We start from the raw sequence: 21,847 nt of genomic DNA, 5'->3' as shown, positions 1-21,847 counted from the left end.
GGCGAAGCGGTCGGCCGCTGAACTGACTGGCCATCCCGCCTGAATGCCGAAGCGTCGCGATCTACTGGTGATCGGTGTACCGACCGACAGGAAGTGGTTGGTGGTGGCAGGACTTGTTGCGCTGAGGTCGGCGGTGGGTGCGCCTCGCTCGCGGAGCATTTCCTGTCGCTCGGTACGCCATTGCGAACGACCTGCAGCCGACGGGCACCTTCAGCCAGCACCACGGGTTCGTAGTACGGGGCGTCATGGCTGGATGTTGTGGGTTCGGTGGAAGACGTTGGTGGGGTCGTACTGGCTTTTGACGGTGGTGAGTCTGGTGAGGTCGGGGGTGGAGTAGACGCGGCGCAGGGCGGCTGTGCCGGCCTCGGCCAGGGTGTTGACGTAGGTGCCGCTGGCGAACGGTTCGAGGCCGGCGGCGTAACGGCGGGTGGTCTCGATCCTGGCTTCGTCCTCGGTCGGGTCCGTCCAGCCGGCCGAGGTGGTGAACTCGACCAGTGCGTCGCGATGGCTGTACGCCGACGCTCCGGGCGGCACGTCCGCGATCGCGCCGTGGTTCATGGCCAGCCGGGCGCCTCCTTCGTTGCCCAGAGCAAGGAAAGCGTCGATCGCGGCGTCGGGGAGTTCGCGCAGGTAGTGGCCCTCGCAGTAGGCCTTCGCGGGATTCGCTGAACTCTGGTGGGCGCCGTACGCCCACGCGGCCGGGGCTGAGCTCGCAGTCGTCGCAGGTCTGCCCGATGCCGAGCGCTGGCTGGCGGCCGCTGCCCCGACCGCCGCCGAGAACGACTGGGCCGAGGCATGCCTGACTCGCGCCACCGCCCGATTGTCCGGTGATACCGCCGCCATGCTTGAGGCCGCCGACGGTTTCGCCCGGATCAATGCCCGGTTCGAACACGCCTGCACCCTGGTACTGATCCCCGACCGCGCCGACGAAGGCCTGGCCGCTCTCTCGGAACTAGGCACTCCGCCGGAGCTACTGGCTGAGCCCGGCCTGGGTTCGCCGCGCTCACGCGGTCAGGTAGTGCAGGGCCAGGACGGTGAAGACGCCTAGGGCGCAGGCGATGGTGACGTTGCGGGTCTGGTAGGCGACTGCGGTGATGATGGCGGCGGCTGCCAGGAGAGCGGTGGCTTGGGTAGGCGAGGCACCGCGGAGCAAGGTCACTAGTTCTACGGCCACGATGGACGCCAGTACGGCGGGCGCGAGGTGGTCGAGGGCGGTCTGGAAGCGGGTCGGTAGGCGCTCGGCGGGTAGCAGGGTGATGAAGGCGATGCGGAATACCCAGGAGACCGCGCCGAGGATGAGCATCGACAGTAGTGCGGTCATCGTCGTACTGCCGATCCAGCTACGACGCCTGCGATCGCTCCCCCGAGGATGCCGAGTTCCGGGCGCACGAGGCCGATGGTGGCGGCCACCAGTCCTCCCGTCACTGCGGCCGTGACGGCGGGGCGGTTCGTCAGGCGGGGTGCCAGCATGCCCAGGAACATGGCGGTGCCGACGAACACGAGGTGAGGCAACTCGGGCAGTGCGGGCCCGGCGAGGATGCCGACAGCCATCGACGACGACCAGAACACCAGGACGAGGAAGCCGAGCCAGAGCCAGTACCGCCGGAACGTGCGTGGGTCGAGATCAGGGCGGGCGTTCGACAGCAGGTACGTCTGGTCGACGATGAAGTGCGGGGCCAGCCAGCGGAACCAGGTCGGCTGCTCCCTGAACCGCCGCGACAACGACGCGCCGTACAGCATCAACCGCGAGTTCACGATGGCGGCCGACGCGACGACGACTGCGAACGCGGCGCCTTGATGGACCAGCGTCACGGCGGTGAGTTGCGCACTTCCGCCGTACACCACTCCCGCACCGACCAGACCCGGCAAGGTGCCGAAGCCGAGCGCGGAGATCGTCACGCCCAGCGTCACGCCGAACGCGGCCAGGCCCGGTGCGACCGAAGCGACGTCGTGCAGGGCCATCACCTGCGGCGGCGCTGTCTTGCCGAGAAGAGACCTCATGACGCAACCGTCCTGCTGATCGCGTACGACGGCTTGGCGGCCAGGCGGTGGAAATGTGGAGAAACGTGGCGACTGGTCCTCCACCCCGCCTCCACCTCGTCTCCAAGCTTCTGGCGGCGACCCCACCGCAGAGTCGTCGTGACGAAATGGGGCGGAAATGAGCAGGTACGACGTTGTGGTGGTGGGCGCACGGTGTGCCGGAGCCGCGACCGCGATGTTGCTGGCCGAGCTGGGCCACGACGTCGTGATGGTGGACAAAGCGCGACTGCCGAGCGACACGCTGTCGACCCACGCGATCGCTCGAGGCGGTGTCGTCCAGCTCGCGCGGTGGGGACTGCTCGACCGGATCGGCGCGCCGCCGGTCAGGAACGTGGTCTTCGACATCGAGGGCAGCGCGATAACCCGCCCGATCAAGGACCGTGCGGGTGTCGACGCCCTGATCGCCCCGAGACGCCACCTGCTCGACGGTGTCCTCGCTGACGCTGCACAGCAATCCGGCGCCGGCCTTGTCACGGGCCTGACCGCGACCGGCGTACTGCGGTCCAGCGAAGGTCGGGTCACCGGCATCACCGCCCACACCTCGAGTGGCGAATGCCTGGAAGTGCCCGCGCGGTTCGTGGTCGGTGCGGACGGACGCCAGTCGCGGATGGCCGGGTTCATGGGTGCCGAGACGCTGGAGCACTTCACCCCGACCTGCTCGACCTACTACACCTATGTGGCCGGTCTCGGATCGGACAGCTTCGAGTTCCATGTCGCGCCCGGTGCCTACGCCGGGGTCTTCCCGACCCACGACGACCTGGCCTGCGTCTGGCTGATCCAGCCGACCGATGCGCTGGATTCGGTGCGTACGGCGGGTTCCGCGCGCATCCCGGCGTTCCTCCAGGCACTCGAACAGCTGGTGCCCGGCCTCGGGCGTCGCGTGCGCGCCGGTCGGGTGACAGCGCCGGTCCGCGGTGCTGTCGAGCTGCCGAACTACCTTCGCCGACCGTATGGTCCAGGGTGGGCGCTGGTCGGTGACGCCGGCTACCACCGCGACCCGATCACCGGACACGGCATCACCGACGCGTTCCGTGATGCGGAGTTGCTGGCGACCGCCCTCGATCACAGCCTCCGGGACCCCACGGTCGAGCGGGCCGCCATGGCGTCGTACCAGGACGTCCGGGACGCGATGCTGCGCGAGGTCTTCGACCTGACCCGCGCCCTGACCGCCTTCCCACCGATGGACCGCTTCGTCGAGCTGCAGATCCAGCTCAGCGTGGCACTCGACCGCGAGGCCGAACAACTGGCCGGATTCCCCGGCCGCAACGACCTGATCGCTTGTTGAAGGGAACAGAACCATGACCACCACCACGACCGACAACCGCCGCAACGGCGTCGACACCGCGACACTCTTCGCGACGCTCGACGCGGTCAAGGCACAGCCCGAGATCGCCCGGTTCCAGTTCCGCGCCACCAACAGGTGGATCAGCGGCACGCACAACCGCGGCGTGATCAACGGGTACTACGGGGCCGGGCAGGAGAACACCCGCCCGGCGGACTTCACCTTCGACGCCGACCACCCGCCGGTGCTGGTCGGCGGCGACAACGGTCCGACGCCGGCTGAGCACCTGCTGCATGCCTTGGCCGCCTGCCTCACCAGTGGTCTGGCCAACATCGCCGCCGCCCGCGGGATCCACCTCGAGGAGGTCTCGTCGACAGTCGAAGGCGACATCAACCTCCTCGGCATCCTCGGGCTCGACCCGGAGGTTCGCAACGGGTACGAGGGGATCCGCGTCGTCTTCCACGTCAAAGGCGACGCCGACGCCGAGAAGCTGGCGGGCCTGGTCGAGCAGTCCCGTCGGCGCTCAGCGGTGTACGACGTGATCACGCACGGCGTGCCGGTGACGATCGACGTCGCGACCGCCTGATCACCCCCCACAGACCGGTCTGCCCTTCCCCGGGCAGGCCGGCCTTCATTGCGCGGCGACCGCCAGGAAAGCCTCGAAGCCATCAAGAGGTTCAGTCACTACGCCCGAACCGGCGATCAGATCACACACCGCCGACGAGAGCCACAACGATCCCGGCGTCGCCAGATCGGCCAGCGTGATCGCGAGCTGAACGCCGTGCGCGTCGAGCTTGGTCTCGTCACGCGGTACCTCCGCGATCGCGACTCCAAGCTTGTCGCCGGCGCGCAGCTGGGCGAGTCCGGCGCGCACCGCGGTCGCGGGACCATCGAACAGCACCACTTCACGATCCCCGGGACCCGAGCACAGGCGACCACCGGCCGCGGCCAGCCCGGACGCCAGATCACCGGCCCGCGGTCCAGCCGGCGCGGCCGCGGCAGCCAGCGCGAGCGGGCGGTCTACCGCATCGGGCAGGTCTGCCACGAACCGCTCGATCGCGTCGACGATCTGGTCAGGATTCCCCGAGACGAAGTGGTCGTCACCTTCGAGCAGTTCCAGCCGGGCGCCGGGAATGCGCTCGGCGATGAACTGCGCACCCCCGACATCGACGAGCGCATCGCCGACCCGGTGCAGCACGAGCGTCGGAACCCGTACCGCCGGCAACGCGTCCCGCACATCCACCAGCGAGTTCATGTCCATCAGCGCTCGTACGGTCGACGGCGTCGCGGCCGCTCGCATGCGCTGCGCCCACCACCGCTGCATCGGCCCGTCGGCCGACGGGCAGCGCATCCGCATGTCGGCCTCCCAGTCCCAGCCGTTGACGAGCCGGTCCGTGTAGGCCTCGCGTTCCTGCTGTTTCTGCGCCCACGGGTAGTCCTCGGACCAGACCCGCTTGGCGTACGTGCCGTACAGCACCAACCCCGCGACCCGCTCGGGATGAGCCGCCGCGCACAGGATCGCCATCGGCCCGCCTTCCGAGTACCCGACGAGTACCGCCCGGCGGGAGCCGACGGCGTCCATGACGGCCAGTACGTCGTGCATCCGCGTCTCGACATCCGGCAGACCGGACGGCCGGTCCGACATCCCGGTGCCCCGCTTGTCGAACCGGATCAGGCGTCCGTACGACGCCAACCGGTGCAGGAAATGCGCGTGCCGTGGATCCGCCCAGTCCAGCTCGAGGTGCGACACGAACCCTGAGATCAGCACGATGTCGAGCTCACCGCCGCCGGTCACCTGGTAGGCGATGTGGAGTCCGTCGCTGACGGTGTACCGGATCGGCTCGATCGACCGCTGCTCAGCCCGCGCCTCGACCGGCGCGACGAACCGGTAGCCCCGGCCGTGCAGCGTCCGGATCATCCGCTGACTGTGGCCGTCGTCGCCGAGAGCCCGCCGGACCTGCTTGATCCGGCTGGTGACGGCCGTCTCGCTGACGAAACGGCCGCCCCAGACCCCGTCCATCAGTTCCTCTTTCGGAACCACTCGATCACGGTGCGACACGAGATAGGCCAGCACATCGAAGGCCTGCGGCTCCAACGGCACCGCAACCCCACCCCGCCGCACCTCGAACAAGACCGGGTCGAACTCCACATCCCCACCGAACCCAAGCACCACACCTCGACTATGCGCCTTCGATCGTCACGAGGCGAGCGGGCGGATGTCACTACCGAACGGCGAGTCGGCAAACTCGGTAGGAATTTGTCGCGGGAGCGCTGTGCCCAAAGAGTTGAAGTTCTGATCAAATAGACGAAGTGGTGGTCGGTGTTCCCGCGAAGTCACCGACCACCACCTCAAGCACACTCCCCCGGCCGCAACTCAGCGTCGACTGCAGGGACCTTGCCGACTGGTGGCCTCAGCTGTAGAAGCCCCCCGAAGCGTCAGCAGGTGGCCGTGGGTGCGGCCCAGTCGGCGCGGTCGTTGTAGCCGCCGTCACCCGCGTCGCCGACCATCAGGTCGAGCACCCGGACGCCGGTCAGGTCCACGTCGACCTGCTTCGGGTTGTCCCGGTCGACGGTGCCGCTGTCGTACAGGACCTTGCCGTCGCCGATCACCTGGAAGGTCGACGTGCCACCCTCCGGACCGACGTTGCGGACGGCGTCGTCGATGCCGACGGTCGCGATCAACCGGCTGCACTGCTGGCCGAGGTAGTACCGGACCTGGGACGGCGAGGCGACCCCGATGCCGGTCGGGTAGGTCTGCCCGACCAAGCTGATCGGTGATCCACCGCCGACCGCCTCGTCGATGGTCGGCGACATCCAGCCACTGGTCGCGGTGATCCACTGGTGGTGCGACAGCGCCGAGGTACCGTCCGGCGGCGCCGGCGCCACGATCAGCGGCGAGACCGTTGCCTGACGCAACCGCCCGTGCCCGATCACGTCGTACGACGTGGTCGCGGTGAGGGCGGCGTTCCCGGCGGCGGCGCCGGCCGGGAGCTGCACCTTGAAGACCAAGGTGGTCTGCTGCCCACCGGCGAGGAGCGCTGGCGCCTTGCCGACCGGGGTCACCGTCCAGCCCGCAGGTGCGGTCAGCGCGACGGCCGGCTTGAAGACCGGGAGGAGACCATCATTGCGGACGGCAACCTCGGCACGGAGCTCGTCGCCACCGGCAACTACCGGTGCGGTGCCTTCGGGCAGCACCTGGCTGCCGACCTGGGTGACCTGCGGGATCCCCGCGGTCACATGCGGGATCCCCGGCAGACCGCGAGCGGGCTCGATCCGGAACAGCGCCGTACCGTGCGCGGGAACCGCCGCGCTGATGGTGCCCGCGCTCTCGGTGACGGAGTTCGTCCATGCGTTCTTCAGGGTGAAGCGGGCGCCGTTCAGACCGACGGCCGACGCCGTGGTGGTGAGAGTCTTCGCGCTCTCACCCCGGTTGAGCAGTACTACGGCACGGCCGCCGTCGGCGAGCCGCTTGACCCACGTCTCCGTAGTACCGGCTGCTCCCACGCGCACGGCCTGGACGGCGGCCTGGTCCTGGTTGATCGCGATCACGTCCGGGTCGGTCAGCATGCCGACGGTGGTAGCGCTCAGCTTGCGGATGTCGCTACCGACGACCAGCGGCGCGGCGGCCACCGACCACAGCGTCAGCTGGGTGCGGAACTCCTCGTCGGACATGCCCAGCTCGGGAGCGAGGTAGTCCGGGTCGCTGAACGCCCCGGGCTTGACGACCTCCGGGTGCCTGGCGTTCGCGTCGTAGTTGCGCAGTACATCCTTGAACTTGATGTCGCCCTGGAAGCCGACGTCGGTGTACGTGCGCCACGACTGCGCGATCCCCGGCGCGTAGGTCCAGGAGTTGATCGACTGCTGCGATTCCGGGTAGTTGCCCCAGTCGGGCGAGGTGACCGGGTTGCAGAGGTTGAAGATCATCGGCCGGTGGCTCGCGTTGTTCCGCAGCGCCTGGGCGAACTCGGTGAACACCGTCTTCGGATCGAGGTCCGCCGCGATACCGCAGAGGTAGTCGACCTTGACGGCATCGAAGCCCCACGCGGCGAACTGGTCGGCGTCGCGCTGGTAGTAGCCGCCGCTGCCGAGCCCGCACCTGCCCGGGATGTAAGGACCGGCGTCGGTGTAGATACCCGCCTTCAGGCCCTTGCTGTGGATGTAGTCGACGAGAGGCTTGAGGCCGTTCGGGAACTTGGCCGGGTTCGGGACCAGATCGCCCGCGTCACTGCGCGACTGGTCGGCCTGCCAGCCGCCGTCCAGCCAGACGATGTCGTAGCCGGCCTTCTTCAGGCCGCGGCTGACCAGCGAGTCGGCGACCGAGCGGATCGTGTCCTCGGTGAAGTCGCCGCCGAGACCGTAGTACGTGTTCCAGCCCATGTACGGCGTGGGGCTGATCACCTGCGCGGGAGTGGTCGGAGTGGCGGAAGCGGGAGCCGCGGTGGTCCCGAGCGAAGCGGTCACCAGGACCGCCGCGAGGAGACCGCCGAGCAAGGCGGATAGTCGTTTCACGTCGTCTTCCTTTGCTGCCGGTGATGGGCGGATCAGGCGTCGAGGGCCTCGACGACCAGGCAGTTCGAATCGGTCGTGCCGTCCCAGCGGACGCCGACCTGCAGCAGGTAGCTGCCCGGGTGGACCTCATCCCCCACCCGGTAGTTCTTCGTGGGATCCAGCTGGACCAGCGGGATCGCTCGGGGTCTCGTCGGCAAGGTGCCGCGGACGTTGGCGTCACAGGTGTTCCAGAGGAACACGACCGACCGATCGCCCCCGACGTACTGCGCGCCGACAACCGGCCCGTCGCTCAGCCAGTGGAGCTTGCCTTCAGCAATGGTCTGCCGGATCTCGCGGTACTGCGCGACGTGGCCGGCCGCGATCTCCAGCTGCTCGTCGCTCCACCGCGACAGGTCCGCGCCGATCCCGAGGCCGCCGGCCATCGCGACGTGGAAGCGGAAGCCGAGCGAGCGTTCACGCCCGTCATGGGTGCCTTCGGCATCCGTCACCCACGAGCTCATCAGGTGCGGCGAATAGCCGGTCAGGAAACCGCGCTGGATCTTCAACCGGTCGAGTGGCGCGGTGTTGTCGCTGGGCCAGAGGGTGTCAGCACGCGCGGCCATCCCGAGGTCGACGCGCGCTCCTCCCCCGGCGCAACCCTCGACGAATACGCGTGGGTGATCCGCCCGGAGCCGGTCGAGGATCTTGTAGAGGTTGGTGACGACGCCACCGTCGAGGTCCCGCCGCTGGTCACCCGCGTCGAGCCGTGAGCGGTTGGCGTCCCACTTGAGGTAGCTGATCTCGTACGACGACAGCAACCGGTCGAGCGTCTCCCAGATCCAGTCGGCGACGTCGTCGCGGCTCAGATCCAGCAGCAACTGGTTGCGAATCTGTACCGGCTCCCGGCCGTCGGTGCGCAGGATCCACTCGGGGTGTTTGGCGGCCAGCTCCGATCCCGGGCTGACCGACTCGGGTTCCACCCAGAGACCGAAGCCCAGGCCGAGATCCTTCAGGTTCGCGATGAAGGTGCCGAGCCCATCGGGGAAGGCGGCCGGATCAACCTCCCAGTCGCCCAGCCCCGCGGTGTCGTCGGTGCGACCGGTGAACCAGCCGTCGTCGACCACGAAGGTCTCGACCCCGGCCCGTACTGCGCGCCGCGCAAGCTCGAGCTGGTGGTTCGCCCGAACGTCGAACTCCGTCGCGAACCAGGAGTTGTAGAGCACCTTCCGCTCCAGCCCGAGCCTCTCCCCCGCCAGCGATCGCTGGTAGGCGTGGAAGACGCGAGCCAGTCCATCAGGTCCTTCGGTGCTGCACGCGCCGACGGCCACCGGGGAGACCCAGGACGCCCCAGGGGGAAGGGCGAGGCCAAGGGTGGACGGACCCCTGCCTGCTTGGACCCGGGTCTGCCCGGTGGTGTCGACGTCCGCGCTCAGCTGCCACGAACCGGACCACGCGAGCTGTACGCCCCACGTGGTACCGGTCGCGTCCGCAGCGTCCGCGACGGACAGGAACGGTGAGTAGGAATGCCCGGTGATCCCCTGCCGACTGTCGATGGTGAACCGCCCACGCCGCAGGTCGAGCTCGCCTCGCTGGAACTCGCTGTTCCACTCACCCCAGAGGTACCGGACGATGGCGCCGTTGGTCGTGGGGATGACGAACCCGGCGGAGTCGTGCTGGTGCAGTCGCAGCTGATCGGACCCGTCGTTGTGCGCGGAGACCCACCGCTCAACCACGTCGAGGTCGGCAGGCACGCGGTAGTGCAGCACAACCCGAAGCCCCCGCAACTCGTCTGCGAACGTCAACTCCAGCGAGTCGCCGCCTCCGGTGGCGCCGGTGAAGGTTGGGCGGAGTTCGTCGGAGCCGTCCGGGCCTGAGACCACGAGCTCTGTGGGGCTGGTGTAGCGGACGCCTCGTACTGCGTACTCGAGGGGTTCCACGTCGGCTCGGGGGAGGAAGTGTTCCGTGCCGACGGGGGCGATTGTGGAGGGGCCATCGGCGACACCGTGTGGGCCCCAGGCAACCAGGGCCGCCCACAGGCCGTGCTCAGGGATCTCCACCACGTAGGAGGTGGTTGCCCCACGCAACGTCCAGCGATTCACTTGACGGCTCCGATGGCCAGACCCGAGACGAAGTGCTTCTGGAACTTCAGGAACACCGCCAGCGTCGGGATCGCCGCGATCACCGTGCCGGCGGCGATCACGTTCCAGGACGACACGAACAGCCCTTGCAGGCCGAGCAACGCGGGCGTCACCGGCATCTTCTCGCCGGACCTGATCACCGTGATCGACCAGAGCAGGTCGTTGAAGATCCAGGTGAACGACAGCGCCCCCAGCGCGGCCATCGCGGGCCGGGTCAGCGGCAGGATCACGCTCGCGTAGATCTTGCCCGGCCCGGCGCCGTCGATCGTGGCGGCCTCCTGGATCTCCTTCGGCAGATCCCGCATGAACCCGTGCAGCACGAACGTGTAGAACCCGAGCCCGAACCCGACGTGGACCGCGATCAGCGCGTACAACGTGTCGTAGTACCCGGTCAGCTCCACGAAACGCGAGATCGGGATCAGCAGGATCTGCGGCGGCAGCAGATTGCCCATCAGCATCAGCAGCAGCACCGTCCGCCGGAACGGGATGTTGTACCGCGCCAGCCCGTACGCCGCCATCGAGGCGAACCCGAGGCTCAGGATCACCGCCGGGATCGTCACCACCAGCGAGTTGACCAGCGCCCGGAACTCGTCCGCGTCCTCCCAGGCCGACTTGTACGTCGAAAAGGTGAACGAGTGCGGCAATGACCCCAGGCCGTTGGCGGCGACGTCGTCGAAACTGCGGAACGAGATCACCACCACCCACAGGATCGGGGCGATCCAGAGGAAGGAGACGATGCTCATGGCCACGTGGTAGCCGGTACGACGGATCACGTCTCCTCCCGGAAGGCGCGGATCAGATAGCCGAGGATGACCGCGAGGGCGAGGATGAAGATCACCACGGCGATCGCGGACGCGTAGCCGAGCTGGGTGGACTGGAACGCGGTCGAGTACATGTAGGTGCTGAGCAGCTCGGACGAGTGATACGGGCCGCCCTTGGTCATCGACCAGACGATGTCGAACGACCTCAGCGAGTCGATCACGATCACCGACAGCACCACCGCGTTCACGCCCTTCAACTGCGGGATCGTGACGTACCGCGTGCGCTGCCAGGCGGAGGCCCCGTCCATCCGGGCCGCCTCGTAGAGAGCCGGGTCGACCGCCTTCAGGCCGGCCAGGTAGAGCACCATGACGTAGCCGATCTGCCGCCACAACGCAGGCAGGATCACGGCGTACAAGGCGGTGTCGGGATCCGCGAGCCAGGGCCTGATGAAGTCGCCCAGCCCGACGCCCCGCAGTACGGAGTCGACCAGGCCGTCGGGCTGGTAGAAGACGCGCCAGATCAGCGCGGTGACCACCAGCGAGAAGACGACCGGGGTGAACAACGCGGCACGGTAGATGCCGACCCCGCGGCGCTCCTTCTGCAGCAGCAGGGCCATCCCGAAGCCGCCGGCGACACTCAGGCCGCCGAACAGCACCAGCCAGATCGCGGTGTTCTTCAGCGCGGTCTTGAAGATCGGATCCGAGAACATGTCGCCGAAGTTGCCGAAGCCGACGAACTCCGGCGCGGACAGCCCGTCCCAGCTCGTCAGCGACAGCCAGAACCCTTGCAGAGCAGGCCAGAACACCCAGACGGCCTCGATCGCGAACGGAATGAAGACGAACGCGAGGATCAGCGGCGACACCCGCCACGGACGCTTCTCCGTCCGCGCGCGGGTTCTCGTCTGGATAGCTGTCGCGGTCACGCCTTAAATACCTTTTCCGCCGCGGCCTGCCAGTCCTTGAGGATCTTGTCGAGCTGGTCGGGCTTGTCCAGGAACTTGGTGAGCGCGGCATCCGCGGTCGGCTGCAGCGCGTCGCTGGAGTCACGGTTGAAGAACTGGGTCAGCTCCTCCGCGCTCTCGACCATCGCCTTGCCCTTCTGCACCAGCGGAGTGTCGGCGGACTTGCCCTCCGGGTTCGCGGGGATCGCCGTACCGGAGGAGCTCTGCACGTAGATCTCCTGCGCCTCGGGCGTCGCGAGCCAGGTCAGGAACTTCTTCACGCCCTCGGGGTCCTTGACCTTCTTGCTGGCGAAGTAGCCGTCGACGGGGGCCTCCTCGGCCACCGGTACGGCCGGGTCGATGATCGGGAACTGGAAGAAGTCGATGTCGTCGAGCGCGTCCTTCGGCGCCGAGTCGGCGAAGAAGGTGCCGATCAGGAACATCCCGGTCTTGCCCGCCAGCAACGCGGAAGTCGCCTCCTGGAAGGGGAACGACTTGCCCTTCGGGTCGAAGTACGGCAGCGCCTCCTGCCACTTGGTGAAGACGGCCTTCACCTTCGGGTCGTCGAAGCGGCCCTCGCCGGCCAGCAACTGACGGTGGAACGGCGCGCCGTTGATCCGGATGTTCAGGTAGTCGAACCAGGCCGACGCGACCCACGGGGTGTCGCCGAGACCGATGCCGATCGGCGGGACGCCCTTGCCCTGGATGGTCTTGCAGACCTGGAGGAACTCCTCCCAGGTCTTCGGCGGCGTGACGCCCCACTTGGCGAAGTTCGACTTGCGGTAGAACATTCCCCACCAGTAGTAGCTGGTCGGCACGAAGATCTTCTGGCCGTTGCTGCTGGTGGACAGCGTCTGCATCGACTGCGGATAGTTCTTCATGCTGTCCCAGACGCTGGAGACGTCCAGCAGCAGGTCCTTCTTGGCGTAGGAGTCCGCCACCGACCCGGCGTACCAGGTGTAGACGTCCGGCGGGTTGGCCGAGGTCAGGTACGTCGGGAGCTGGGTGCGGAAGATCTCCGAGGCGACGGTGTTCAGCTTCACCGTGGCGGCGCCGGACTTGTTGTAGGTCTCGACCAGCTTCTCCATCGCGGCCTTCGCCTGCTCCGAGGAGAGGTTCGACTGCAACGAGAGTGGCCCGGTCGAGCCGGTGCTGCTGCCCGACCCGGGTGAGGGTGTCGAGGTGGCACACCCCGGCACCAGGGCCGCGGCCCCGAGCACTCCGAGCCCTTTGAGGAACGTCCGCCGATCAGCTGCCAGACCCGTCATGCCGTACTCCTGAGAATCTCGGCACCGGCGGTGACCGCCGTGCCAGTCGATTGAGTGGTTCGTTCTGCGGAGGATCTTGCAGCCGTTGGCTCGGACGTGTCAATATTAATTCCTAAATTACGAGCAAATAGCTTGACGTGGCAGAGGGCTCACGATCAACTGGTGCCTCGTTCATCGTTGGAGACCCTTGCGGAGGCTTTGGTGCGTCTGGCTGATCGCGTCATCGTGGTGTCCGGTGCGGCTACCGGCATCGGTGCCGCCTGTGCTCAGCGAGCGCTCGACGAGGGCGCCTCGGTGGTGCAGGTCGACCTGCAGCCGTGCAAGGAGACCCCGGGCCGGGCGATCGCGGTACAGGGTGATGTGTCGTCTGCAGACACCTGGGACGAGGTGTTGTCGCGAGGGCGCGACGAGCTCGGACCGATCGACGGATTCGTCAGCAACGCCTTCACCGTCGACGTGCGGCCGGCTCACGAGCTGACCCAGGCCTCGTGGCAACGCCAGCTCGACGTGAACTTGACCGCCGCCTTCCTCGGCTTCAAGACCCTGTACGCCGATCTGTCGGCGCGCGGCGGGTCCGCAGTACTGGTGTCGTCCGTGCACGCGCTGGCCGGGATCCCCGGGCATCCCGCGTACGCCGCGACCAAGGGGGCACTGGTAGCACTCGGCCGGCAGCTCGCGGTCGAGTACGGCGGGTCGATCCGGGTGAACACTGTGCTTCCAGGCCCGGTCGACACCGCCGCTTGGGATCGGGTCACCGCCGAGGGCAAGGCCCAGAGCGCCCGGGCCACCGCGATCGGGCGGCTCGGGCTGCCCGACGAGGTAGCAGCTGTGGTGACCTTCCTGCTGTCGGAGGAAGCTTCGTTCGTGACGGCTGCCAGCCTGGTGGTCGATGGTGGCTGGTCAGCGGTCAAGGACTCGGCATGAGGGTGATGGGGAGAGCGGCGTGACGGGGATTCAGCGCGGGGTGTCGCGGGGTTTGCATGGCCAGATCGTGGAGGTGATGGCGCAACGCATCCTGTCGGGGCAGATCCCCGAAGGATCGACGATCAACGTGCCCGATCTGCAGGCGGATCTCGGGGTCAGCCTGACCGCCGTCCGCGAGGCGCTGAAGGTGCTGACAGCCAAGGGGCTCGTCGACGCCCGGCAGAAGCGCGGCACGTTCGTGCGGCCGCGGTCCGACTGGAACCTGCTGGACGCGGACATGATCCGCTGGCACTTCGATGACGACGTCCGGCCCGAACTGCTCGAGGAGTTGCACGAGGTACGCGGCATCGTCGAACCGGCCGCCGCCCGGCTGGCCGCGGTACGGGCCTCGGATGCGCAGGTACTCGCGCTCGATGAAGCTTTGGCCGCAATGTCCTCGGCCGCCGACGATCTGGCTGCCGCTGAGGCGGATCTCACGTTCCACAAGGCTTTGCTCGCTGCGACCGGCAACGAGTTGCTCACCAAGATGGAGGTCATCATGGAGACCGGCCTGGCCGATCGCGACCGGCTGGTGCACCGGGTGAAGCCCTCCGACGATTCGGTACCGAGCCACGCGCGCGTGGTCGAGGCCGTCCGGGCGCACGATCCCGAAGGAGCCGAACTGGCGATGCGCGAACTGCTGGCGAAGGCTGCCGAGGACTTGTCGGCAGTGCGCGACTCCTCGGGCAGGCCGTCAGCCAACGGAGACGTGCGCAAACCCTCCGGCCGGGGTCGCAAGTGAAGATCGAACGGATCGAGACCTTCCTGGTTCCCCCGCGGTGGCTGTTCTGCCGGATCGAGACGAGCGACGGTGTCGTCGGCTGGGGTGAGCCTGTCGTCGAGGGCCGCGCGGAGGTGGTGCGGACCGCGATCGAGGTGCTCTCGGAGTACCTGGTCGGCCAGGACCCTCTGCAGATCGAGCGGCACTGGCAGATCATGTCGAAGGGCGGCTTCTACCGCGGCGGTCCGGTGCTGAGCAGCGCCGTCGCGGGGCTCGACCACGCGCTGTGGGACATCGCGGGCAAGGTGTACGGCGCTCCGGTCGCGTCGTTGCTCGGTGGCCGGGTGCGGGATCGGGTGCGGGTCTACGCGTGGGTCGGCGGGGACGAGCCGGCCGAGATCGCGGACCAGGTCGCAGCGCAGGTCGAGGCCGGGATGACCGCCGTGAAGATGAATGCGAGCGGCCGGATCCAGCCCTCACCATCGCTTGCCGAGATCAACGGGATCGTCTCTCGTCTTGCGGCCGCCCGTTCTGTACTAGGTGATTCCCGGGATGTCGCGATCGATCTGCACGGCCGGGTGGGTGTTGCCGCGGCCCGGCGGATTCTGCGCAGTGTCGAGGAGTTGCATCCGCTGTTCGTCGAGGAGCCGGTGCTGCCGGAACATCTGCATCACCTGCCGGAGGTGATCAGTAGTTCCACCGTGCCTGTTGCCCTGGGCGAGCGGTTGTACAACCGGTCGGAGTTCGTTCCCGCGTTGGACGCCGGAGTTGCCGTGGTTCAACCCGATGTGTCGCACGCCGGTGGAATCTCGGAGTTGCGGCGGATCGCAGTACTGGCCGAGACGCATGGGGCGTTGCTCGCTCCGCACTGCCCGCTGGGGCCGATCTCGCTGGCCGCCAGCCTGCAGGTTTCGTTCGCGACGCCGAACTTCCTGATCCAGGAGCAGAGTCGCGGACTGCACTACAACGGTGAGAACGACCTGATCTCGTATGTGACGGATCCGGCGCCCTTCACCTGGGTGAACGGGCATGCCGAGTGGAATCCCCTTCCTGGGTTGGGGATCACGGTCGACGAGGACGCCGTACGTGCGGCCGACCAGAAGGGGCACAGCTGGCGCAACCCGGTCTGGACCCACGACGACGGGTCGTTCGCCGAATGGTGACGGATCTGCCCGAGAACGAGGTCGTGCTGGATCTCGAGGACGGTGGCCGGTGGACGTCGTTGCGGATGGCCGGCCGCGAGTGGCTCTGGCAGGGACCCGGTCTCGTCTCGGGATCCCGCGAGGGCATGACCTCGTACGTCGATGTCGGCGGCCTCGACGAGTGCTTCCCCACCGTGCGGGGAACGCCCGACCACGGCGGTCTGTGGAACCAGCCGTGGTTGCCTTTGGAGGGTGACGAGGACTGGGACGCAGTTCAGTACGAGGATGCAGTGCTGCTTCGCCGGTTCAACGGCGGGGACGTGCCGGACAGTACGGAGACCCACACGATCTGGGCGGACTATCGACTGATCGCCCCGGCCGGCTTTCGCTTCGTCTGGGCGGCTCACGCCTTGCTCGACTGCTCGGTCGGCGCCTTCCTGGATGTCGCGGACGGCACGACTTGTCGCCTCTACCCAGAGGCCGCTTCAAAGCTGGACTGGCCCGAGGGAGCTCCCTGGATTGCGGCGAGCTGGCCTACGCCTTTTGGGGTTGACTTGGCCACCTACGGGCCTTCCGACGGGACCGCCATCGGAGCCGTGCTGGTCGACTGCCCGGCTGCTTCCGTGGTGGACGGCGCTCTCGAGCTCACCTTGTCTCTGAGTTGCCCTGGGCAACCGGTGTCCACCGCGCTGTGGCGGAACCTCGGCGGGTTTCCGGTCGACTCGCCGTACCGGAGTCTGGGTGTGGAGCCGATGCTGGGGCGAGTGTTCGATCTGGCCGAGGCGGGACCTGGTGACGCCGCGGTGGTGCCGGAGTCGGGTGAACTGATCTGGAGGCTCGTGGTCTCCGCCAGAACAGTTTGAGCTGATGCCTCGATTGCCTCGCGCCCTCGGCCAGAACCCCGTCCTATCTCATCGGTCGAGCACCTCCGCGAGGTCGTCCGCGCGCGGTGCAATACGGTGAACCCGTCTCTGAAGGAGTGCACATGGACCTGCTTGCCGACCTCAGCCAGCGCAAGGTGCTCGCGATCATCCGGGCCGACGGACCGGACCGGGCCCTGGAGTGCATCCGCACTCTGGTGACCGCCGGAATCACCATCCTCGAGGTGTCTCTCACGACGCCCGGCGGCGCGGAGGCGATCGCGAAGGCCCGCTCGGAGTTCGACCCCTCGGTGCTGATCGGCGCCGGCACCGTCGTCAGTGCGGCCCAGGCCGACGAGGTCGCCGCGGCGGGAGCCGGCTTCGTCGTCACCCCGGCCATCACCCGCGGCGCCCACCGCAGCGTTGAACTCGGCCTGCCGCTGCTGTGTGGCGCGCTGACCCCGACCGAGGTCGTCGGCGCCCTCGATCTCGGCGCACTCGCGGTCAAGATCTTCCCGGCCAAACTGCACGGCCCCGGCTACTTCCGCGAACTCCGCGCTCCCCTGCCGAACGCCCCGCTGATCGCCGTCGGCGGCGTCGACGCCGCCTCGACCCCCGAGTACCTCGCCGCGGGTGCCTTCGCCGTCGGCATCGGTTCTCCCCTCCTCGGCGACGCCGGCACCGGTGGCTCGCAGGCCGACCTCGCCGCCCGCGCGGCCGACTTCCTCAGGGCGGTTGCCGATGCCTGACGTTCTCACCTTCGGCGAGGCGATGGTCTCGATCCGTACCCAAGCACCGATGCGCCTGGGCGGTGCGGCGCACTTGTCGGTGGCCGGCTCGGAGAGCAACGTGGCGATCGGCCTGGCCCGACTCGGCCACCACCCGGCCTGGATAGGTGCCGTTGGCAACGATGAACCGGGTCGCCTGATCCAGCGGACCCTCCGCGCCGAAGGCGTCGACACCAGCTACCTCCGCTTCTCCGACGACTCCTTCACCGGCTTCATCGCCTTCGACCAGCCGGCCCACGACATCACCCGCGTCAGCTACCACCGCCGCGGCTCGGCCGCCTCCACCCTGACCGGCGAGGAATGCGTCGCCGCGATCACAGCAACTCTTGACCAGGCGGCTCCGCGGCTGCTGCACGTCACCGGGATCACGCCTGCGATCTCAGAGTCCGCTCGCGCCGCGACGCTGGCCGCAGTACAGGCTGGTGCTGCGGCCGGGCTTGGGGTGTCTCTGGACGTCAACTACCGCGCTCGGCTGTGGTCTCGCCGCGAAGCGGCCACCGCCCTGCGTGACCTACTTCCTTACGTGACAACGGTTTTCGCGTCGGACGACGAGCTCGACATCCTCACCGACGCCACTGAGCCCATCCCCGATCTGCTCTCGCGTGGTATCGCCGAGGTCGTCGTGACAGCCGGCGGTAAGGGCGCTTGGTCGCACTCCATCGACGGCACCATCCACCGCCCGGCCCTACCCGTCGCCGTGGTCGACTCCATCGGAGCTGGCGACGCCTTCGTCTCCGGCTACCTCTCCGCGACCCTCGACAACCTCACCACCGAAGCCCGCTTGGACCGCGCCACCTCCTCCGGCGCCTTCTGCGTAGGAGCCCACGGCGACTGGGAATCCCTCCCCACCCGCGAGGACCTGACCCTCCTGACCCACACCCACGGCACCGCCCTCCGCTGACCTCCGTCCGCGAAGGCGACTCAGCAGCTCTGGCCTGGGGCCGACGACTCGACGCCGCCGCCACTCTGCTGTCCTGAGCCTGCGCCTACAGCAGGTCGCCCTGGGCGGCGACCTCGGATTCGGGGTCGATGGGGAGCACGATCTTGAAGCGGGTTTCGCCTGGCTTCGACTCCACTCGGAGGTCGCCGTGGTGCTTCTTGACGACGATGCGCCAGGAGATGTCGAGGCCCAGGCCAGTGCCTTCGCCGATCGGCTTGGTAGTGAAGAACGGCTCGAAGATCCGGTTGCGGATCTCGTCGGGGATGCCCGGTCCGGTGTCGCCGATCTCGACCACGGCGTAGGCGCCGTCGCGCTTGGTGCGCAGCGTCAGGGTGCCGGAGCCGCTCATCGCGCCGACCGCGTTGTCGATGATGTTGGTCCAGACCTGGTTCAGCTCGGCCGCGTACGCCGGGATCGGGGGCAGCTCGGGATCGAAGTCCTTCACCACCGTGATGCCGTCCAGCTTGCTCGACATCATCACCAGCGTCGACTTCAGCAGCTCGCGCAGATCCACCACCTGGAAGGGCGCCCGGTCGATCTGCGAGTACTGCTTGGCCGCGCCGACCAGGGTGGAGATCCGGGTCACGGAGTCGTCGATCTCGTTCATCAGCGACTCGGTGTCGATCGTGTACATCAGCCAGCGGACCGCACCCTCCAGGTACTCCGGACCGACGGCGGTCAGCACCTCCTCCATCCACGGCACGTCCAGGCCGACCGCGGCCAGCACCGGCGCGACGTCCCAGCTGTTGCGCACATCGTGGTCTTCCAGCCAGTCGGTCAGGGAGTCCTCGGCGTCGCTGAGCTCCATCGGCGAGAGCTCCCGCGCCTTCGCCACCCGCTCGACCGCGTCCTCCTGGATCGCGACGAGCTGGTGCAGCTTCGTCGTGTCAAGGGTGCCGTCGGCAAGCATCGCCAGCTTGCTGCGCATCCCGGCGACCCGTTGGCGCAGGGTCGCGGCAGCGCGGACAGCGGCGGCGGCCGGGTTGTTGAGCTCGTGCGTGAGGCCGGCCGACAAGGAACCGAGGGCGAGCAACCGCTCGCGCTGCCCCATCGTCTCGTTGGTCCGGCGCATCCCCATCACGAAGCCCTCGATCAGGTGCACCGCCATCGGGAACCAGGTGTTCATCATCGTCGCCATCGTGGCGGCGTCGATGACGAAGAACTCCGACGGCTCGAGCACGTACATCGACGCCGTGTAGGCCTTGCGGTCGTCGGCGCCGAAGAACGCGTTGAAGGCACCGGAGTACACGCCGCGCTGGGCGGTCCGGTTGATCTCCACCTCTTCGCCCTGGAGCAGCTTGCACATCCGGATCGAGCCCGAGGTCATGATGTAGCAGCAGCTGGCCTCGTCGCCCTCCCTGAACACCCGGCCCTCGTCGACCTTGATGACGTAGCCCTCGCGGGACAGCCAGTCGAGCTGGTCGTCGTTCAGGTGCTCGAACAGGAACAGGGTGCGCAGCTCGTCGCGACTCATCCGGAGGGTGTCATCGGTCGTCGTCATCAGAGCATCTCCAGGTATCGGTGCACCAAGGTCACTGCCATCGCTCCGTCGCCCACCGCGGAGGCGACCCGCTTCACCGACTCGGCCCGGACGTCGCCGGCCGCGAAGACTCCCGGCATGCTCGTCTCCAGGTGGTACGGATCGCGGTCCAGACTCCAGCCCGGCGGCCGGCCCCGCAGGTCCGGCCCGGTCAGGACGAAGCCCCGGTCGTCGCGCAGCAGGTCACCCGGCAGCCAGTCGGTCCGCGGTGCCGCTCCGATGAACACGAACATCCACTCCGTGTCCACCTCCCGGCTCTCGCCCGTCGCGCTGTTGGTCAGCGTCACCCGTTCCAGGTGGTCGGAACCCTTGCAGGAGACCACCTGAGTGCAGGTGTGCACCTCGATGTTGTCGATGCCGTCGATCTGATCGATCAGGTACGACGACATGGTCGCCTCGAGTGAGGGACCTCTTACCAGCATATGCACGCGTTTCGCGTGTTTCGAGAAATAGACCGCGGCCTGCCCGGCGGAGTTCGCGCCGCCGATGATGTAGACCTCCTGGCCGGCGCAGCTCGGGCCCTCGGTGGTCGCCGAGCCGTAGTAGATCCCACGGCCGCAGAGGTCGTCCACGCCGGGAGCATCCAGGGTCCGGTAGGAGACGCCGGTCGCCAGGATCACCGAGTGCGCGGAGATCTCGCTGCCGTCGGAGAACTCCAGCCGCCGGGCGGATCCGATCGTCTCCAGCCCGACCACCTGCCGGGCCGTGAGCAGCTCGGCGCCGAAGCGGATCGCCTGCCGCCGGGCGCGATCGGTCAGCTGAGCCCCCGACACCCCGTCGGGGAACCCGAGGTAGTTCTCGATCCGGCTCGACTGGCCGGCCTGGCCGCCCGTCGCGACAGACTCCACCAGTACCGTGCGGAGTCCCTCGCTCGCGCCGTACACCGCGGCTCCGAGCCCGGCGGGACCGCCGCCGACCACGACCAGGTCGTAGAACTCCTCGGCGGGATGGGTGGACAGCCCGACCTTGTCCGCGAGCTCGGCCTCGCTCGGGCGGATCAGCACGGTACCGTCCGGGGTGATCACCACGGGCAGGGTCGCCCCGTCCACTCCGGCCGCCTCGAGCAGGCGCTTGCTCTCGTCGTCGTCGACGCCCATCCAGCGGTAGGGCACGGCATTGCGGGCCAGGAAGTCCCGGGCCTCGAACGACGGGGCCGACCAGCGATGACCGATCACCCGGGTCTCGTCGGTGGGCAGCTCCGGGGTCGACCGCCAGAGGTCCAGCATCGAGTCGACCACCGGGTAGAGCTTCTCCTCCGGCGGGTTCCACGGCTTCAGCAGGTAGTGGTCGAGGTCGACCACGTTGATCGCCTGGATGGCCGCATCGGTGTCCGCGTACGCCGTGAGGAGGACTCGCCGGGCGAGCGGGAACAGGTCCATCGCGGCCTCGAGGAAGTCGATCCCGGACATCCCGGGCATCCGGTAGTCCGCCAGCAGCAGCGCGACCGGCTCGCCCCGCAGCTTGAGCTCGCGGAGTGCCTCGAGGGCCTGGTCCGGCGCTTCCGCCCGGACGATCCGGTTCTCCTCGCCGTACCGGCGGCGCAGGTCGCGGGCGATCGAGCGGGAGACCCCCGGGTCGTCGTCCACGGTCAGGATCACCGGGCGGGCAGATGACGTAGGCATGCTCCTTTCATACCAGCGCGGGGCGAATTCCGGCGCACGTTAATCCACAGGCGTAAGCCGACTCCCGGCAATCGGACGTCACGGCAGGGCCGCGAGGTACGGCGCGTGGCTGTTCTGGAACTCCCAGTCGTAGTACCGGTCCCAGTTGATCGACCACGTCATCAGTCCCCGGAACGATGGGGACGAGCCGCCGCACGCATGGATCCTCCAGCGGTGGGGGTGCATTTAGTAGAGAGGTTCCGAAACTCCCGGTCAATGCGTCGCGCTGTCGGAAAGCCGACGGTGTGGGAAAGCCGCCGCGGGCCGGTGGCAGTTTTTCGCCAGCGGCCAGTTGAAGCCAAAACGGTGAACAG

At 68.1% G+C, this 21,847-nt stretch carries 19 protein-coding genes; 8 read left to right on the top strand and 11 right to left on the bottom strand.

Annotated features, from left to right (window positions below; all coding sequences use genetic code 11):
* Nucleotides 1-243 precede the first annotated feature (243 nt).
* The 3 genes from ACFPJ1_RS26070 to ACFPJ1_RS26060 form a co-directional block, all read right to left on the bottom strand.
* Entirely contained in the window at nt 244-813 is a 570-nt protein-coding gene (locus ACFPJ1_RS26070) for a BBE domain-containing protein (RefSeq protein WP_380107807.1), read from the bottom strand.
* Nucleotides 814-1,003: 190 nt separating this feature from the next.
* Nucleotides 1,004-1,321, bottom strand: a complete 318-nt coding sequence (locus tag ACFPJ1_RS26065; protein WP_380107805.1) for an AzlD domain-containing protein — start codon at nt 1,319-1,321, stop codon at nt 1,004-1,006.
* Nucleotides 1,318-2,001, bottom strand: coding sequence for an AzlC family ABC transporter permease (locus tag ACFPJ1_RS26060; protein ID WP_380107804.1), 684 nt, complete (start codon nt 1,999-2,001; stop codon nt 1,318-1,320). Before ACFPJ1_RS26060 ends, ACFPJ1_RS26065 begins: the two co-directional genes overlap by 4 nt.
* A gap of 157 nt (nt 2,002-2,158) precedes the next feature.
* Here ACFPJ1_RS26060 and ACFPJ1_RS26055 point away from each other — a divergent pair, with 157 nt between their 5' ends.
* Both ACFPJ1_RS26055 and ACFPJ1_RS26050 read left to right on the top strand, forming a co-directional pair.
* Nucleotides 2,159-3,325 carry an NAD(P)/FAD-dependent oxidoreductase gene (locus ACFPJ1_RS26055; RefSeq protein WP_380107802.1) on the top strand — a complete coding sequence of 389 codons (1,167 nt, stop codon included), beginning with the start codon at nt 2,159-2,161 and terminating at the stop codon, nt 3,323-3,325.
* A gap of 13 nt (nt 3,326-3,338) precedes the next feature.
* The gene (locus tag ACFPJ1_RS26050) at nt 3,339-3,908 is read left to right on the top strand and encodes an OsmC family protein (RefSeq protein WP_132193207.1); all 570 of its coding nucleotides are present in this window, start codon (nt 3,339-3,341) and stop codon (nt 3,906-3,908) included.
* Between the two features lie 45 nt (nt 3,909-3,953).
* On the opposite strand, the gene ACFPJ1_RS26045 is transcribed toward ACFPJ1_RS26050, so the two are convergent.
* The 6 genes from ACFPJ1_RS26045 to ACFPJ1_RS26020 form a co-directional block, all read right to left on the bottom strand.
* Nucleotides 3,954-5,495: an alpha/beta hydrolase gene (locus ACFPJ1_RS26045; RefSeq protein ID WP_380107801.1), complete on the bottom strand. Its 1,542-nt coding sequence runs from the start codon at nt 5,493-5,495 to the stop codon at nt 3,954-3,956.
* Between the two features lie 263 nt (nt 5,496-5,758).
* A complete protein-coding gene (locus tag ACFPJ1_RS26040) occupies nt 5,759-7,831 on the bottom strand; it encodes an NPCBM/NEW2 domain-containing protein (RefSeq protein ID WP_380107799.1) in 2,073 nt (690 codons plus the stop codon).
* Between the two features lie 32 nt (nt 7,832-7,863).
* Nucleotides 7,864-9,909, bottom strand: coding sequence for an alpha-galactosidase (locus ACFPJ1_RS26035; protein WP_380107798.1), 2,046 nt, complete (start codon nt 9,907-9,909; stop codon nt 7,864-7,866).
* The gene (locus ACFPJ1_RS26030) at nt 9,906-10,721 is read right to left on the bottom strand and encodes a carbohydrate ABC transporter permease (RefSeq protein ID WP_380107797.1); all 816 of its coding nucleotides are present in this window, start codon (nt 10,719-10,721) and stop codon (nt 9,906-9,908) included. Before ACFPJ1_RS26030 ends, ACFPJ1_RS26035 begins: the two co-directional genes overlap by 4 nt.
* Nucleotides 10,718-11,632, bottom strand: a complete 915-nt coding sequence (locus tag ACFPJ1_RS26025; RefSeq protein ID WP_380107795.1) for a carbohydrate ABC transporter permease — start codon at nt 11,630-11,632, stop codon at nt 10,718-10,720. Before ACFPJ1_RS26025 ends, ACFPJ1_RS26030 begins: the two co-directional genes overlap by 4 nt.
* Nucleotides 11,629-12,918 (bottom strand): ABC transporter substrate-binding protein, encoded by a 1,290-nt coding sequence (locus ACFPJ1_RS26020; RefSeq protein ID WP_380107794.1) that lies wholly within the window; start codon nt 12,916-12,918, stop codon nt 11,629-11,631. The genes ACFPJ1_RS26025 and ACFPJ1_RS26020 overlap by 4 nt, the downstream gene beginning before the upstream one ends.
* A gap of 201 nt (nt 12,919-13,119) precedes the next feature.
* On the opposite strand from ACFPJ1_RS26020, the gene ACFPJ1_RS26015 reads away from it, so the two are divergent.
* The 6 genes from ACFPJ1_RS26015 to ACFPJ1_RS25990 all read left to right on the top strand — a co-directional run bounded on the left by ACFPJ1_RS26015 (nt 13,120) and on the right by ACFPJ1_RS25990 (nt 18,293).
* The gene (locus tag ACFPJ1_RS26015) at nt 13,120-13,842 is read left to right on the top strand and encodes an SDR family NAD(P)-dependent oxidoreductase (RefSeq protein WP_380107793.1); all 723 of its coding nucleotides are present in this window, start codon (nt 13,120-13,122) and stop codon (nt 13,840-13,842) included.
* A 19-nt stretch (nt 13,843-13,861) separates the two neighbouring features.
* Nucleotides 13,862-14,623: a FadR/GntR family transcriptional regulator gene (locus tag ACFPJ1_RS26010; protein ID WP_380107791.1), complete on the top strand. Its 762-nt coding sequence runs from the start codon at nt 13,862-13,864 to the stop codon at nt 14,621-14,623.
* A complete protein-coding gene (gene dgoD / locus ACFPJ1_RS26005) occupies nt 14,620-15,765 on the top strand; it encodes a galactonate dehydratase (protein WP_380107790.1) in 1,146 nt (381 codons plus the stop codon). Before ACFPJ1_RS26010 ends, dgoD begins: the two co-directional genes overlap by 4 nt.
* Nucleotides 15,759-16,607: a hypothetical protein gene (locus ACFPJ1_RS26000; protein ID WP_380107788.1), complete on the top strand. Its 849-nt coding sequence runs from the start codon at nt 15,759-15,761 to the stop codon at nt 16,605-16,607. The genes dgoD and ACFPJ1_RS26000 overlap by 7 nt, the downstream gene beginning before the upstream one ends.
* Before the next feature lie 122 nt (nt 16,608-16,729).
* A complete protein-coding gene (locus ACFPJ1_RS25995; protein ID WP_380107787.1) occupies nt 16,730-17,353 on the top strand; it encodes a bifunctional 4-hydroxy-2-oxoglutarate aldolase/2-dehydro-3-deoxy-phosphogluconate aldolase in 624 nt (207 codons plus the stop codon).
* Nucleotides 17,346-18,293: a sugar kinase gene (locus ACFPJ1_RS25990; protein WP_380107786.1), complete on the top strand. Its 948-nt coding sequence runs from the start codon at nt 17,346-17,348 to the stop codon at nt 18,291-18,293. Before ACFPJ1_RS25995 ends, ACFPJ1_RS25990 begins: the two co-directional genes overlap by 8 nt.
* Nucleotides 18,294-18,378: 85 nt before the next feature.
* On the opposite strand, the gene ACFPJ1_RS25985 is transcribed toward ACFPJ1_RS25990, so the two are convergent.
* Together ACFPJ1_RS25985 and ACFPJ1_RS25980 are read right to left on the bottom strand one after the other, a co-directional pair.
* Nucleotides 18,379-19,833 (bottom strand): ATP-binding protein, encoded by a 1,455-nt coding sequence (locus ACFPJ1_RS25985; RefSeq protein ID WP_380107784.1) that lies wholly within the window; start codon nt 19,831-19,833, stop codon nt 18,379-18,381.
* Nucleotides 19,833-21,494: an NAD(P)/FAD-dependent oxidoreductase gene (locus tag ACFPJ1_RS25980; RefSeq protein ID WP_380107783.1), complete on the bottom strand. Its 1,662-nt coding sequence runs from the start codon at nt 21,492-21,494 to the stop codon at nt 19,833-19,835. The genes ACFPJ1_RS25985 and ACFPJ1_RS25980 overlap by 1 nt, the downstream gene beginning before the upstream one ends.
* Nucleotides 21,495-21,847: the final 353 nt, after the last annotated feature.

This window comes from Kribbella qitaiheensis (genome assembly GCF_042657745.1).
GTDB lineage: Bacteria > Actinomycetota > Actinomycetes > Propionibacteriales > Kribbellaceae > Kribbella > Kribbella qitaiheensis.
This window is presented reverse-complemented; position numbering and strand designations above follow the sequence as displayed.

What these genes read in the sequence shown, in the direction of transcription:
- ACFPJ1_RS25995 (WP_380107787.1), top strand. Translation starts at nt 16,730, where the DNA reads ATGGACCTGCTTGCCGACCTCAGCCAGCGCAAGGTGCTCGCGATCATC.
- ACFPJ1_RS25980 (WP_380107783.1), bottom strand. Translation starts at nt 21,494, where the DNA reads ATGCCTACGTCATCTGCCCGCCCGGTGATCCTGACCGTGGACGACGAC.
- ACFPJ1_RS26060 (WP_380107804.1), bottom strand. Translation starts at nt 2,001, where the DNA reads ATGAGGTCTCTTCTCGGCAAGACAGCGCCGCCGCAGGTGATGGCCCTG.
- ACFPJ1_RS26000 (WP_380107788.1), top strand. Translation starts at nt 15,759, where the DNA reads ATGGTGACGGATCTGCCCGAGAACGAGGTCGTGCTGGATCTCGAGGAC.
- ACFPJ1_RS26020 (WP_380107794.1), bottom strand. Translation starts at nt 12,918, where the DNA reads ATGACGGGTCTGGCAGCTGATCGGCGGACGTTCCTCAAAGGGCTCGGA.
- ACFPJ1_RS25990 (WP_380107786.1), top strand. Translation starts at nt 17,346, where the DNA reads ATGCCTGACGTTCTCACCTTCGGCGAGGCGATGGTCTCGATCCGTACC.
- ACFPJ1_RS26065 (WP_380107805.1), bottom strand. Translation starts at nt 1,321, where the DNA reads ATGACCGCACTACTGTCGATGCTCATCCTCGGCGCGGTCTCCTGGGTA.
- ACFPJ1_RS26055 (WP_380107802.1), top strand. Translation starts at nt 2,159, where the DNA reads ATGAGCAGGTACGACGTTGTGGTGGTGGGCGCACGGTGTGCCGGAGCC.
- ACFPJ1_RS25985 (WP_380107784.1), bottom strand. Translation starts at nt 19,833, where the DNA reads ATGACGACGACCGATGACACCCTCCGGATGAGTCGCGACGAGCTGCGC.
- ACFPJ1_RS26050 (WP_132193207.1), top strand. Translation starts at nt 3,339, where the DNA reads ATGACCACCACCACGACCGACAACCGCCGCAACGGCGTCGACACCGCG.